The 11882-nt window shown below is 69.4% G+C and carries 14 protein-coding genes; 6 read left to right on the top strand and 8 right to left on the bottom strand.

What is annotated here, in order from left to right; translation table 11 throughout:
* Positions 1-28: 28 nt before the first annotated feature.
* Both QWJ39_RS13045 and QWJ39_RS13050 read left to right on the top strand, forming a co-directional pair.
* Positions 29-604 carry a hypothetical protein gene (locus QWJ39_RS13045; protein WP_290258280.1) on the top strand — a complete coding sequence of 192 codons (576 nt, stop codon included), beginning with the start codon at positions 29-31 and terminating at the stop codon, positions 602-604.
* A 7-nt stretch (positions 605-611) separates the two neighbouring features.
* Positions 612-1250, top strand: a complete 639-nt coding sequence (locus QWJ39_RS13050) for an SIMPL domain-containing protein (protein ID WP_290258281.1) — start codon at positions 612-614, stop codon at positions 1248-1250.
* Between the two features lie 37 nt (positions 1251-1287).
* Here QWJ39_RS13050 and pcp read toward each other — a convergent pair whose 3' ends face one another.
* Positions 1288-1929 carry a pyroglutamyl-peptidase I gene (gene pcp, locus QWJ39_RS13055; protein ID WP_290258282.1) on the bottom strand — a complete coding sequence of 214 codons (642 nt, stop codon included), beginning with the start codon at positions 1927-1929 and terminating at the stop codon, positions 1288-1290.
* 167 nt (positions 1930-2096) lie between these two features.
* Here pcp and QWJ39_RS13060 point away from each other — a divergent pair, with 167 nt between their 5' ends.
* Positions 2097-3299 (top strand): Rv2578c family radical SAM protein, encoded by a 1203-nt coding sequence (locus tag QWJ39_RS13060; protein ID WP_290258283.1) that lies wholly within the window; start codon positions 2097-2099, stop codon positions 3297-3299.
* 116 nt (positions 3300-3415) lie between these two features.
* Here QWJ39_RS13060 and QWJ39_RS13065 read toward each other — a convergent pair whose 3' ends face one another.
* Positions 3416-3850, bottom strand: coding sequence for a (deoxy)nucleoside triphosphate pyrophosphohydrolase (locus QWJ39_RS13065; RefSeq protein WP_290258284.1), 435 nt, complete (start codon positions 3848-3850; stop codon positions 3416-3418).
* 174 nt (positions 3851-4024) lie between these two features.
* Here QWJ39_RS13065 and QWJ39_RS13070 point away from each other — a divergent pair, with 174 nt between their 5' ends.
* Positions 4025-5233 (top strand): MFS transporter, encoded by a 1209-nt coding sequence (locus QWJ39_RS13070; RefSeq protein ID WP_290258285.1) that lies wholly within the window; start codon positions 4025-4027, stop codon positions 5231-5233.
* A 74-nt stretch (positions 5234-5307) separates the two neighbouring features.
* Here QWJ39_RS13070 and QWJ39_RS13075 read toward each other — a convergent pair whose 3' ends face one another.
* Positions 5308-6228, bottom strand: a complete 921-nt coding sequence (locus QWJ39_RS13075; protein WP_290258286.1) for a cation diffusion facilitator family transporter — start codon at positions 6226-6228, stop codon at positions 5308-5310.
* A gap of 227 nt (positions 6229-6455) precedes the next feature.
* On the opposite strand from QWJ39_RS13075, the gene QWJ39_RS13080 reads away from it, so the two are divergent.
* Positions 6456-6722 carry a GlsB/YeaQ/YmgE family stress response membrane protein gene (locus tag QWJ39_RS13080; RefSeq protein ID WP_056740672.1) on the top strand — a complete coding sequence of 89 codons (267 nt, stop codon included), beginning with the start codon at positions 6456-6458 and terminating at the stop codon, positions 6720-6722.
* A 117-nt stretch (positions 6723-6839) separates the two neighbouring features.
* Here QWJ39_RS13080 and QWJ39_RS13085 read toward each other — a convergent pair whose 3' ends face one another.
* The 4 genes from QWJ39_RS13085 to infC all read right to left on the bottom strand — a co-directional run bounded on the left by QWJ39_RS13085 (position 6840) and on the right by infC (position 9827).
* Entirely contained in the window at positions 6840-7739 is a 900-nt protein-coding gene (locus QWJ39_RS13085; RefSeq protein ID WP_290258287.1) for an RNA methyltransferase, read from the bottom strand.
* Positions 7740-7809: 70 nt separating this feature from the next.
* Positions 7810-8268 (bottom strand): 50S ribosomal protein L20, encoded by a 459-nt coding sequence (gene rplT, locus QWJ39_RS13090; protein ID WP_290258288.1) that lies wholly within the window; start codon positions 8266-8268, stop codon positions 7810-7812.
* Positions 8269-8386: 118 nt separating this feature from the next.
* Positions 8387-8581 (bottom strand): 50S ribosomal protein L35, encoded by a 195-nt coding sequence (gene rpmI, locus QWJ39_RS13095; protein WP_009358635.1) that lies wholly within the window; start codon positions 8579-8581, stop codon positions 8387-8389.
* A 115-nt stretch (positions 8582-8696) separates the two neighbouring features.
* Entirely contained in the window at positions 8697-9827 is a 1131-nt protein-coding gene (gene infC, locus QWJ39_RS13100; RefSeq protein ID WP_290258290.1) for a translation initiation factor IF-3, read from the bottom strand.
* A 249-nt stretch (positions 9828-10076) separates the two neighbouring features.
* Here infC and QWJ39_RS13105 point away from each other — a divergent pair, with 249 nt between their 5' ends.
* Entirely contained in the window at positions 10077-10463 is a 387-nt protein-coding gene (locus tag QWJ39_RS13105; protein WP_290258291.1) for a DUF1844 domain-containing protein, read from the top strand.
* A 90-nt stretch (positions 10464-10553) separates the two neighbouring features.
* Here QWJ39_RS13105 and QWJ39_RS13110 read toward each other — a convergent pair whose 3' ends face one another.
* Positions 10554-11876: an MFS transporter gene (locus QWJ39_RS13110; RefSeq protein WP_290258292.1), complete on the bottom strand. Its 1323-nt coding sequence runs from the start codon at positions 11874-11876 to the stop codon at positions 10554-10556.
* Positions 11877-11882: the final 6 nt, after the last annotated feature.

Genomic DNA, 11882 nt, shown 5'->3' on the forward strand with positions numbered 1-11882 from the left:
AGCCCCGGCCGGGGTCTAGCATGGCCCCATGGGGACCGGAGCGAGGCTGCGGCAGCTGGCCAACGTGCTCAACGGCAGCACCCTGCTGGGCCTGCTGCTGGCCGCGGGTGCCCGCTGCCATGTGGCGTCCGGACCGCGCGGCCTGATCCTCGCCGCGGGCTACCGGTGGAAACTGCCCTACGCGGCGGCATTCACGGTGGGCAATGTCGTGCTGTTTCGGGCCGACGCGGACCGGGTCTTCGGCGGCGAATCTCCCCCGCCTTCCTGCCCTTCGTCATCCTCCTCTTCTTCGTCCTCCCCTTCCCCTTGCTTCCCTGACGGGGCGGGCTTCCCCGGGCTGCTGGGCCACGAGGAACGGCACAGCACCCAGTACGCGCTGTGCTGCGGAATCCCGTTCCTTCCCCTGTACTTCGCCGCGGCCGGCTGGTCCCTGTGGCGTGCCGGAAACCCCGGCACGGCCAACCCCTTCGAACGGCACGCGGGCCTGGCCGCCGGCGGCTACCCGGAACACGTCCACGCGCGGCCCCGCGGATGGCGGCGTTCCCCCGACTTCCGCGACGAACCCAACAACCGCGGCCTCTCAGGCCGCGACGGCGGAAAGTGAGACCACCATGACCGACTCCCCCAGGACCCTGTCCGTGACGGGCACCGGCACCGCCGAGTCCGCGCCGGACCTGCTGACCCTCTCGATCGGCGTCGAGTCCCGCCGCCCGGGCGTGGAGGCTGCCTACCGGGACGCCGGTGCGGTCGCGACCGCCATCACGGATGCACTGCGGGGCCACGGCGTGACGGATCGGGACATCACCAGCACCGGCCTGTCCCTGCGCGCCGAGGTCACCTGGCAGGAGGGCCAGGGCCAGCGCGTGACGGGCTACCTGGCGACCGGGACGCTCCGGGTCCGGCTCCGCGACCTGGCCGGTTCCGCGGCAGTCGTCGCCGACGCGGTGCGGGCCGGGGCCGACGACGCCCGGCTGCACGGGATCGACCTCGGCTTCGCGGATCCGGCCGCCCTCGAGTCCGAGGCCCGGGAGATGGCCTGGGAGGACGCGCTGACGCGGGCCGGGCAGTTCGCCGCCCTGGCAGGGGCGCGGCTGGGCAAGGTCCTCTCCGTGACCGAGAATCCGGCGTCCCCGCCCGCGCTGCCGCCGGTGCCGCTGCAGCGCACGGCCGCGGCCCAGCCCGTCGCGGTGGAGGCAGGCAGCGCCTCGGTCACCGCCGCCGTCCGCGTCGTCTGGGAGCTTCTCGACTGAGAAGCCGCAGCGCGATATCAGGTGTGGTTCCTCCGCGTCAGTGGATGGCGCCGGCGGCCAGCTTGAGGTCGGTGGTGGTCGCCAGGGACGTCCGGACGACGACGGCGAGCGCCTCCCCCATCTGCTCCAGCGGCAGGGAGGCCGCGCCGCTTCCGGCCTGCACCTGATCCGGGCCGAAGGGAACGTGAACGAATCCGCCGCGGATGCCGGGCTCGCCGCGGAGGGCGTGCATCAGGCCGAAGAAGACGTGGTTGCAGACGTAGGTTCCCGCCGTCTGCGACACCTCGGAGGGAATTCCGCGGCGGCGCAGCTCCTGCAGCGCGGCCTTGACCGGCAGGGTGCCGAAGTAGACGGCGGGGGCATCCGGGAGGACGGGTTCGTCCACCGGCGCGTTCCCGGCGTTGTCCGGGATCCGCGCATCGTCACAGTTGATGGCGACGCGCTCCAGGGAGATGCCGGTCCGGCCGCCCGCCTGCCCGGCACATACCACCAGGTCCGGGCGGTGCTCCCGGAGCGCCGCGTCCAGTGCCGCCAGCGAATCGCCGAAGACGCACGGCAGTTCCACGGTGGCCACCTCCAGGCCCTCGGCCCGCAGCACGCCGGCCGCATGCCGCACCGCCGTCCAGGAGGGGTTGGTCGTTTCGCCGCCGAAGGGTTCAAAGCCAGTCAGGAGGATCATGGGGCCAGCCTAGCAATCGTCGCGGCGGCCCCGGAGGGACAGTGACCGGTGGTGACCGCCGGCCGGCGCAGCCGGGTCGGTGCTTGCCCGGGACGGGGTGAGACGGGGCGGGGTAGGACGGGACGGGCAGCCTTGACTTAATATCGAACATATATTCGAATGAGGTCATGAGGTGGGACGCACAGGCACTCAATGCACAAGCAGTCGATGCAGAGGCACTCAATGCAGAGACGCCCAGGACCGGGACGCAGGCCCCCGACGGCCAGACGGCTCCGCTGCCCGCACCGGCGCTGCTGCCGCTGGCGGGCCTGGTCCGGTCCGTCACCACCCCGGAGTTTGCCGGGGTCACCTTCCACGAGGTCACCGCCAAATCGGTGCTCAACAAGGTGGCCGCCGGTTCCCGGATGCCCTTCGAATGGACCATCAACCCCTACCGCGGCTGCAGCCACGCCTGCGTCTACTGCTTCGCGCGGAAGACCCACACCTACCTCGACTTCGACGCGGGCCTGGACTTCGACAGCCAGGTGGTGGTCAAGGTCAACGCCGCGGAGGTGCTGCGCCGTGAGCTGGCGAAACCGTCGTGGCAACGGCACCAGGTGGCTTTGGGTACCAACACAGACCCCTACCAGCGCGCCGAGGGCCGCTACCAGTTGATGCCCGGCATCATCCGGGCCCTTGCCGACTCCGGCACGCCCCTCTCCATCCTCACCAAGGGCACCCTGCTGGCCCGCGACATCCCGCTGCTGAAGCACGCGGCCACCCAGGTACCCGTGGGCGTGGGCATTTCCCTGGCCATGACGGACGAGCAGTTGTCCGAGGCGGTGGAACCCGGAACACCCGGTCCCCGGGCCCGGTTGAAGCTGATTTCCCGGCTGCGCGAGGCCGGCCTGCCCTGCGGCGTGATGGCCATGCCGATCCTGCCGTGGTTGTCCGACTCGGATGAGGCCCTCGACTCCCTTTTCGGTTCGCTGGCGGCGGCCGGGGCCACGGGAGTCAGCGCCGGGGCCCTGTACCTCAAGCCCGGGACCCGGGAATGGTTCATGCAGTGGATCGCCAGGGAACACCCCCAACTCGCCGGAAAGTACCGCCGGCTGTACGGCGGCGGGTCCTACGCGTCCAAGGAATACCGCGCCTGGCTGGCCGGCCGGGTCCGTTTCTTCAAGGCCCGCCACGGCTTCATCGGCTCCACGGGTTTCAGTCACGAGGACATCGACCAGGACCCGCGCGACGAGGAGGCCCGGTACCCGGCGGGCAGCCTGCCGGGCTCGGCGCGCATCAGGCATGGACGGGGCACCGCGGGCAGCGTCGGTCACTCCGGTACCGGGGAGTCGGCCGCCGAACCGGTGGCCGCCCAGCCCACGCTGTTCTGAGGTCCGGTTACCCGTGTAGGGCGGCGTCCGGGCTGCGGATAGAGGGTAGGTCTTGCGAGTTGGGCTTGGCGAGCTGGGCCTGGCGGGTCGCGGCTAGTTGGTTGAGGCTAGTGGGTTTAGGCCCGCGCGCCGACGGCCGCGAGGAGCGCCTCGACGATCGGCAGGTCCGCGGGGATCCAAGGCAGCGCCAGCACCTGTTCCGGGTCGGCCAGGGGCACCCAAAGGAGTTCGTCGTGGTCCTGCAGCGGCTGCGGGGTTCCGCCGTCGAGTTCGGCGAACCAAACCCGCATCACCGCCGTCGGGTTCAACGGCCAGCCCTCCGGCCCGGGTGCGGGTAATTCAGGTCCCAGTACCACCCGGACACCGAGCTCCTCGGACAGTTCCCGGTGCAGCGCCTGCTCCGACGTCTCCCCCGGGTCCACCTTGCCGCCGGGGAACTCCCACATGCACGCGAAACGGGGCGGCGCGGTCCGCCTCGCCACCAGCAGGGTCCGGGGCCGGGCCAGGGAATCGACGATCGCACCGCCGACGACGTTGATGAGTTCAGTCACGACCCCAGTCTAGGTGCCGCCGCACCCCCGCCCCGGGAGAGAATGGAACGGCCGCGCAGTCCGGATCCGGAATAGCGGGCCGCCCGCCACGCGTTGGCACTCACGGAACTGCGCAAACCCCTGATCCACGGCCACGGCCGGGCACTGACCACTCACTGATCGAAAAGCAGATGGATGACTTTAACTAACGACGCCCCCACCACACCCCGGACCGGTTCCTACAACCTGACCCTCGCCATCATTTCGCTGGCCATGGGCGGCTTCGGCATCGGCACCACGGAATTCACGATGATGGGCCTGCTCAAGGAGGTCGAGCACGGTCTGGGCATCAGCACCCCGGAGGCCGGGCACCTGATCTCCGCCTATGCGCTCGGCGTCGTGGTCGGCGCCCCGCTGCTCGCCGCCGTCGGCGCGAAGCTCCCCCGCAAGTATCTGGCCCTGGGCCTGATGCTGTTCTTCAGCCTCGCGAACCTCAGCTCGGTCATCGCCCCCGATTACGGCACCATGCTGGTGTCCCGCTTCGCGGCCGGCCTGCCGCACGGCGCGTTCTTCGGCGTCGCCGCGGTGATCGCCTCCTCTCTGGTTGCCCCCACCCGCCGCGGCTGGGCCATTTCGATGGTGATGGCCGGCCTGACGGTCTCCAACGTCATCGGCGTCCCGTTCGGCACCTGGCTGGGCCAGAACTTCGGCTGGCGGCTGCTGTTCCTCCTGGTCGGCATCATCGGGATCGCCACCATGGCCATGCTGTGGAAGTTTGTCCCGTACCAGGCACCCCACGCTGACGCGAGCATCCGCCGGGAACTCGCATCCCTCAAGCGGCTGCAGGTCTGGCTGGCGGTGCTGATCGGCGTCGTGGGCTTCGGCGGCTTCTTCGCGACCTACACCTATATCGCCCACACGATGACCGACGTCGCCGGGATCCCGGCCGAATGGCTGCCTCTGGTCGTCGCGCTCTACGGTGTCGGCATGGTGGTGGGCAACATTGTCGGCGGACGCATCGCCGACAAGTCCGTCATGGGCACCATCTACTGGGTACTCCCCGGCGTCGCCGTGGCCCTGGTGGTGTACGCCGTAGCGGTGCACTGGCCGTGGTCCGCGTACCTGATGGTCTTCGTCGTCGGCGGCGCGGGTTCCATGCTGGTCCCGGCGCTGCAGACCCGTTTGCTGGACGCCTCCCCCGACGCGCCGTCGCTTGCCTCCTCGCTGAACCACGCCGCCCTGAACGTGGCCAACGCCCTCGGCGCCTTCCTCGGCGGCCTGGTCATCGCCTGGGGCTGGGGCTACGTGGCCCCCGCCCTGGTCGGCGCCGTGCTGGCCTTGCTGGGCCTCGGCGTTGCCATCCTCAGCGGGGCCGTGGGACGCCGGAGGCCGCTGGTCCGGTAACCGCGACCGCCGTTCGGCCCCGCTCCCTCCCGGCGGCCCGCCGGCGGACCGGTGATTCCGTGGTGCGGCGCGGCCTAGACGGCCGCGCCGCGCTGCAGGTCCGGTTCCAGGTAGATCAACCGGGCGGTGGGGACCGCCTCTCGGATCCGGGCCTCGGCGGCGTCGATCGCGGCGGCAATCTCACGGCCGGAGTCCGCCGCGCCGACGCTGATCTTGGCCGCGACCAGGAGTTCCTCGGGTCCCAGGTGCATGGTCTTGAGGTGGATGATGCCGGTGCCATCTGACTCGATCGCGCCGCGGATCTTCGCGACGTCCGCCTTCGTGGCTGACTCGCCCAGCAGCAGCGACTTGGTTTCGATCGCCAGAACCGCGGCGATCGCCACCAGCAGCAGGCCGATCATGCCGGTGCCCAGGGCGTCCCAGATGCCGTTGCCGGTGATGAGGGTCAGCCCCACGCCCAGGAGGGCAAAGAGCAGGCCGAGCAGCGCGCCGAAGTCCTCCAGCAGGATCACGGGCAACTCGGGCTGCTTGGCATTGCGGATGAAGCGGATCCAGCTCTGGTTGCCGCGCAGGGGGTTGGACTCGCGGATGGCCGTGCGGAAGGAGAACGACTCCGCGATGATGGCGCCGAGGAGAACGGCCAGCGGAACCCACCAGAACCCGCCCTCGATGCCGTGCGGGTGCTGCAGCTTGCCCCACGCCTCGTACAGCGCGAACAGGCCGCCGACGCTGAAGAGCACGATGGCGACGATGAAGGCGTAGATGTAGCGTTCCCGTCCGTAGCCGAAGGGGTGCTCCGGGCTGGCCTGCTTGGTGGCGCGCTTGCCGCCCAGGAGCAGCAGCAGCTGGTTGCCGGAGTCGGCGACGGAGTGGATCGCCTCCGCCAGCATCGACGAGGACATCGTCAGGAGGAAGGCGACGAATTTCAGGACGGCGATCGTGAGGTTGGCGGTCAGCGCCGCCACAATCGCCTTGGTACCGCCGTTAGCAGCCACGGGCCGTTCTCCTTTAGACAAATGATCGGCGCCGCCGGGCGTTTTCGAGGAGCCGGACTCCAGGGGTCAACCGTACCGGGAGGGACCCGGATTCCGCGTGCCGGCGGGGCCAAAGAGGGCACATAACGATTGAGGGTGGGACTGCTGACAGGCCGTGGGCCGTGTGTTAGCTTGAAGCCATAATCGGGATTCCTAAGGTGAATGCCGACGAATATGTAGGAGGAGACATGGGCTTTCTAGGCTGGATCATTCTCGGACTCATTGTAGGTGCAATCGTTAAGGCAATCATGCCTGGCCGGGTTGGCGGCGGCTGGGTCACCAGCCTCGTTCTCGGTGTGGTTGGTGCCATTGTCGGCGGCTGGATCGGCGACCTGCTCTTCGGCGGCGGCAAGATGGAATTCTGGAACCTCGGCTCCTGGATCCTGGCCATCGTCGGCGGCCTCGTCGTCGCCGGAATCTACGGCGCCATCACCGGTCGGAACCGGACTACGTAATTCTCATCCCCCGCCCGGGCCAGTGAGCCCCGCGGGACACATACGACGGCGGGGGCCCACCACACGGTGGGCCCCCGCCGTCGTTTGTTCGCGTCGTGGGAGTTAGAAGACGTCTCGTCAGCCGGTGGCGCGCTGGGAGCGCGCACTCGCGTACAGGCAGACGGTGGCGGCGGTCCCGAGGTTGAGGCTCTCCGCCGTCCCGTAGACAGGCACCGCGACCCGGTGGCCGGCCAGCGCCAGTTGCTCCTCGGACAGGCCCTGGGCCTCGTTGCCGAACAGCCAGGCGGTGGGGTGGGCCAGGTCGTAGTCCGATCCCGTGTCCGCGCCGCCGAGCCGCCGGGCGGCGCTCTCGTCCTGCAGCCGGTCCAGGTTCAGCTGTCCGTAGCCATCCGCTGCGAGGACTCCGATGCCGCGTGCCGTGCAGGCTGCGACGGTCTCGGCGATGTCTGCGCCGAGGACCACAGGGAGGTGGAAGATCGAGCCCGCGGTGGACCGCACCGCCTTGGGGTTGTAAATGTCCACGCTGGAGGAGCTGAGAATGACGGCGTCCGCTCCGGCGGCGTCGGCGGCACGAAGCGCAGTACCGGCGTTGCCGGGGTCCCGGACCTCGCACAGGACGGCCAGGAGGCGGGGTTCGGCGTCGAGGACGTCGGCCAGTTCGACGTCGAGGAAGCGGCAGACGGCCAGGATGCCCTGCGGGGTGACCGTGTCCGCCATGGCCGCCAGAACCTCATCGGTGGCGAGGAACGCCCGTGTGCCCTCCGCGAGGGTTTCGAGTTCCGGGTGCCGGTCCAGGCAGTCCTCGCTGGCGTAGACCTCAAGGACGACGCCGTCCCTGCCGTCGGCGAGCCGCTGCTGGTGCAGGGTCAGGGCCTCGCGGACCGCCTGCGGGCCTTCGGCCAGGAACTCCCGGCGCTTTAAACGCGCCGGGCGCCCGGCAAGCTGCGCCACCTTCCTGACCCGATCGGCTCGGGGATTGGACAGTGGTTCAGCGTGCGGGCGCCCGGTTTCGTTCATATAAGAACCTTAGTTGCTCCGAAGAGCGGTTCCTGAACTGAGCCGCGAGGCTCGGAGCGGAGCTCCGGTACTACTTGGCAGCCTTCTCGGCGGCGGTCTTCTTGGCAGCCGGCTTCTTCGCAGCCTTGGGGGCGGCGGCAGCCTCGGCCTGCACGGCCGGCGCGGAGGTGTCGGCGGGCAGCGAGTCCTTGGCGACCTGGACCAGCGCGGCGAAGGCGGTGGCGTCGGAGACGGCCAGCTCGGCCAGCATGCGGCGGTCAACCTCGACCTCAGCGGCCTTCAGGCCCTGGATCAGGCGGTTGTAGGTCAGGCCGTTGGCGCGGGATGCAGCGTTGATGCGCTGGATCCACAGGCGGCGGAAGTCGCCCTTCTTCTTCTTGCGGTCGCCGTAGCTGTACACGAACGAGTGCAGCAGCTGTTCCTTGGCCTTGCGGTACAAGCGCGAACGCTGACCGCGGTAACCCTTTGCGCGTTCAAGAACAACCCGGCGCTTCTTGTGGGCGTTTACCGCCCTCTTCACACGTGCCACGTGCGTACTCCTTCAAAATCTGATCCCAAGCGTCTACTGCCGGAAATCCCGGCTGGCCTGAGAAGCCTTAGTGGTAGGTGGACCGTTGCCGGCGGCAATCGGTCCGGGTACTTGGAACTTAGATGCCGAGCATCTTCCGGATGACCTTGGCGTCGCCCTTGAAGACGATCTTGTCGCCGGCGAGGCGGCGGGTCAGCCTGGAGGACTTGTGCTCGAGGTAGTGGCGGCGATTGGCCTGCTGGCGACGCAGCTTGCCGCTACCGGTCAGCTTGAAGCGCTTCTTAGCACCGCTGTGGGTCTTCATCTTCGGCATGGGAACCGATCTCCTTACGTATCCGCAGAACGGGTCTGCAGTCTTTCGGGCAGCCGCCCCTCGGGGCGGCGTGCTGGTTGACTGCCACCGGACCTTGCGGTCCGGCGGCCGTGAATCAGTTGGTCTTCTTGCTGCCAGGCTTCGGCGCGGCCTTGGGGGCCGCGGGCCGTGCCGCCGGCTTGGGAGCCGCGGGCCGTGCTACCGGCTTGGGCGTGGCAACAGGCTTCGGAGCGGGCTTCGCGGCGGATGCCTCGGCGGCCGGCTTCGCGGCCGGAGCCTTGGGTGCCGCAGCCTTCGGAGCGGGTGCCTTCGGAGCCGCGGCCTTGGGAGCTTCCGCCTTCGGGGCTTCCGTCTTCGGAGCCGCAGCCTTGGGAGCTTCCGCCTTCGGGGCCTCCGCCTTCGGAGCCGCAGCCTTCGGGGTCTCAGCCTTGGCGGCTTCGGCCCTCGGAGCGGCTTCCGTGGCAGCCTCAGCCTTGGGGGCCGGCGCCTCGGCAGCGGGTGCCTCTACGGGTTCCGCAGCCTCGGTCCGGACCTGGTAGCCCTCCGGCAGCAGGTCCGCGAGGGACTGCGTCAGGGGGGCTTCGCCGCCGTTGGTGTTGACCCGCGCAGCCTTGGCCTCATTCTCGGCCTTAGCCTCGGCGCGCTGGGTGGCGCGGCGGGCTTCCGCCTTGGCTTCGGCCTTGTTCTTGAGCGGGCCGACCACCATGACCATGTTGCGGCCGTCGATGCGGGGGCTGGATTCCACCACGCCCACCTCGGCGACGTCCTCGGCGAAACGCTGCAGCAGGCGGATGCCCATCTCGGGGCGCTGCTGCTCACGGCCGCGGAACTGGATCATGGCCTTGACCTTGTCGCCGGCGCCGAGGAACCGCAGCGCGTGTCCACGCTTGGTCTCGTAGTCGTGCTTGTCGATCTTGAGGCGGAAACGGATTTCCTTCAGCACCGTGTTGGTCTGATTCTTCCGGGCCTCGCGTGCCTTGACGGCGGCTTCGTACTTGTACTTGCCGAAGTCCATCAGCTTGCACACCGGAGGCTTGGCCTGCGGTGCAACTTCAACGAGATCCAGATCAGCCTCGGCAGCCAGACGCAGGGCATCCTCAATACGGACGACTCCTACCTGTTCACCTGCAGGGCCGACCAGCCGCACCTCGGGGACGCGGATACGCTCATTGATTCTTGGCTCGCTAATGTTAAAGCTCCTGTGATCGTGGGGGTACTTCTCCGGCAAAAGAAGAAGGCCTCCCATTGCCGGTAGCAATCGAAGGCCTCGAAGATCGGAACTGCCGCCCGGTGGGGCAACATGCGCTTGTCCGGCACGCAGTGCGTGGGTCAAGCGCCCGACCAGGTACCCGGCAACCTTGACTCCCGAAGGAATTCGCGCGGCTGACGCGGGTGGGAGAGATCTCCGCTTGCAAACTGGACGCCGTCTTCACTGGAATCTGTGCGATTCCGGCAAAATAACGACATCCAGTCGGTCTGTGACAAGCTTACCAGCATGAGTACACCAGAACGTAATTCGCACGTCTTCCAGCCGGCGGGCGAGCAGGCGGACGTCTCCCAGCAGATCCGCGACATTTCCGAGGTCCCCGCGATCGAGGTCATCACCACCGCCGCCGTGCACCTGATGAGTGCCGCCGCCGTGAAGCTCGGCCTCGCCGCCGAGGACAATGCCGAAGAACTCAAGGACCTCGACGAGGCCCGCAAGCTCATCACCGCACTGGCGGGCCTGGTCACCGCGGCGGCACCGGAGATCGGCTCCCAGCACGCCGGACCGTTGCGCGACGGCCTGCGCTCCCTGCAGCTGGCCTTCCGCGAGGAGTCCGTCATTCCGGACGCGCCCGGCAAGGGCCCGGGCGAGAAGTACACCGGCGCGGTCAACTGACCACAAACACACGGCGGTAACGACGACGGCGGGCGGACCAGTGCGGTCCGCCCGCCGTCGTCGTTAAGGCCGGGAGGCACTGGGCCCTCGTCAGACGGCGGCGAGCCGGCGCCTGCGCCGGCGCTGGAGCACCAGACCCACGAGGCAGAGCAGCACCCCGGCCGCGCCGACCGAGACGAAGCCCGCCCCGGCGCCCACGCCGTCGATGAAGAGCCCGGCCAGCGGAGCGCCGAGCGCCACACCGCCGGTCAGGGCCGAGCCGTACCAGCCCATCGCCTCGCCACGTCGTTCCTCGTCAACCAGGTCGGCCACCTTCTCCGAGGCGGCCGAGAGTACCGGGGCGCAGAGCACGCCCGGCAGCAGGGACAGGAACGCCAGGGCCCAGGTGTCGTGCGCGAACGCCATCGGCAGGGTCAGGGCGGACATGCCGAGCAGCAGGAGCACCGGGGAAACGGGCCGGTGCATGGCGCCGTAGACCACGCCGCCGATCACCGAGGCGGCGCACCAAAACAGGAAGACGAGGCCGATCTCGGCCTGGTGGCCGCCGGTCTGCAAGGCGGCGACGATGCCGACGTCGGTGCCGCTGAGGACCATGCCGGAGCCGGCGGCGACGGCGAAGACTGCGGCGACCGAGGCAGTGAACCAGGCGAAGTTGTGCCGCACCTTGTGCCGCAGCCCCAGCCGGTCCTGACGGCGGTGCTCGGCGGCGGCGAGGGGAGCCAGTTCCGCCGCTGCCTCCTGCAGGTGCGCGGGGGCGGCCGCGACGACGGCGGCCTCGGCGCCCTGCTGCTGGTCCGCCTCGAAGGCGGCCTCGGGCTCGGCGTCGGTGGCGACGGACCGCGTGGGCGGGTTCATCCACATCAGGAAGAGCCCGGAGAGTGAGGTGGCGACGCCCACGATGCCGAGGCCCAGCACGGAGTAGCCGGCGGTGGCGACGATCGCGCCGGCGGCCGGACCGATCATGAAGACCAGTTCGGTGCTAATGGCGTCCAGGGCGAACGCGGTGCGGCGCTGGTCCCCGGTGGCCAGGATGCCCAGGGACTGCCGGACCACGCTGAAGATCGGCAGGGTCAAGAGGCCGCCGACGAACACCAGGGGCAACAGCAACTGGTAGCTGACGTGCGGGGCGATGGTCCAGATCACCGTCTCCGAGAGGACGGACGGGATCAGTGCCCGGCGCAGACCCACGGTATCCACCCGGCGGCCGCGCCACGGGGCGCCGACGGCGATGCCGATGGTCATGACGGCGGCGGCGGTCCCGGCCGCGGCGTAGCCCTGGCCCAGGGTGAGGACGATGTGCAGGGTCAGGAGCACGCCCGCGGCCGAGTGCGGGATGCGGGCCACCATCCCGACAATCAGTAGGTTCCTGATGGGCCGCACTGCCAGCAGCTCACGGTAAAGCGCGAAGTTCACGGGACG

The sequence above is a fragment of the Arthrobacter sp. YD4 genome (assembly GCF_030410515.1).
Classification (GTDB): Bacteria; Actinomycetota; Actinomycetes; order Actinomycetales; family Micrococcaceae; genus Arthrobacter.

What these genes read in the sequence shown, in the direction of transcription:
- QWJ39_RS13045 (WP_290258280.1), top strand. Translation starts at nt 29, where the DNA reads ATGGGGACCGGAGCGAGGCTGCGGCAGCTGGCCAACGTGCTCAACGGC.
- QWJ39_RS13050 (WP_290258281.1), top strand. Translation starts at nt 612, where the DNA reads ATGACCGACTCCCCCAGGACCCTGTCCGTGACGGGCACCGGCACCGCC.
- pcp (WP_290258282.1), bottom strand. Translation starts at nt 1,929, where the DNA reads ATGATCCTCCTGACTGGCTTTGAACCCTTCGGCGGCGAAACGACCAAC.
- QWJ39_RS13060 (WP_290258283.1), top strand. Translation starts at nt 2,097, where the DNA reads ATGAGGTGGGACGCACAGGCACTCAATGCACAAGCAGTCGATGCAGAG.
- QWJ39_RS13070 (WP_290258285.1), top strand. Translation starts at nt 4,025, where the DNA reads ATGACTTTAACTAACGACGCCCCCACCACACCCCGGACCGGTTCCTAC.
- QWJ39_RS13080 (WP_056740672.1), top strand. Translation starts at nt 6,456, where the DNA reads ATGGGCTTTCTAGGCTGGATCATTCTCGGACTCATTGTAGGTGCAATC.
- QWJ39_RS13085 (WP_290258287.1), bottom strand. Translation starts at nt 7,739, where the DNA reads ATGAACGAAACCGGGCGCCCGCACGCTGAACCACTGTCCAATCCCCGA.
- rpmI (WP_009358635.1), bottom strand. Translation starts at nt 8,581, where the DNA reads ATGCCGAAGATGAAGACCCACAGCGGTGCTAAGAAGCGCTTCAAGCTG.
- infC (WP_290258290.1), bottom strand. Translation starts at nt 9,827, where the DNA reads ATGGGAGGCCTTCTTCTTTTGCCGGAGAAGTACCCCCACGATCACAGG.
- QWJ39_RS13105 (WP_290258291.1), top strand. Translation starts at nt 10,077, where the DNA reads ATGAGTACACCAGAACGTAATTCGCACGTCTTCCAGCCGGCGGGCGAG.